Origin of the sequence: Rhizobium sullae (genome assembly GCF_900169785.1) — a bacterium.
Taxonomy (GTDB): Bacteria; Pseudomonadota; Alphaproteobacteria; order Rhizobiales; family Rhizobiaceae; genus Rhizobium; species Rhizobium sullae.
Genome location: NZ_FWER01000195.1, coordinates 1 through 454, shown reverse-complemented (window position 1 = coordinate 454; position 454 = coordinate 1). Strand labels below are relative to the sequence as shown.

Below are 454 nucleotides of genomic sequence, written 5' to 3'. Positions count from 1 at the left end.
GAAGCCGCCCGCCGCCATCATCAGCGCCCCACCCCAGATGCAAAGAATGAACGGCTTCCACCAGATGCGAACGACGATGCCGCCGTCATCGGTCGGATCGCCGAGCGACACGTAGAGCTGGCTTGCTCCGAAGGTCAGGATGCCGGCTTCCGTCGTCGGCATCTGCCGGGCAGTATAGACCCGCTTCGACGACCAGGTGTCGGCGACCTCTACTCCGCCGCGCCGCACGCTGAAGTGCCCGCGCTCCTCGCTGAAGTTCGGCCCCGTCGCCGGCTGCATACCGTCGAAATGCAATGTGTAGCCGCCGGCCTCGGCAATCGCGCCGGGTTTCATCTCGAGCACATGTTCGGTCGCAAAGGTCGACACCGCGACGATGCCGAGCACGGTCACGCCAAGCCCGGCATGCGCCAGTGCCGTGCCGAAGGCCGAGCGCGGCAGACCAGTGAGCCTCTTC

General features: G+C 66.3%; 1 protein-coding gene. It reads right to left on the bottom strand.

Annotation, left to right across the window (positions count from 1 at the left end):
* Positions 1-454, bottom strand: a 454-nt coding sequence (locus tag BN1800_RS39735; RefSeq protein ID WP_280174004.1) for a cytochrome c-type biogenesis CcmF C-terminal domain-containing protein, incomplete at both ends; no start/stop codon positions are given.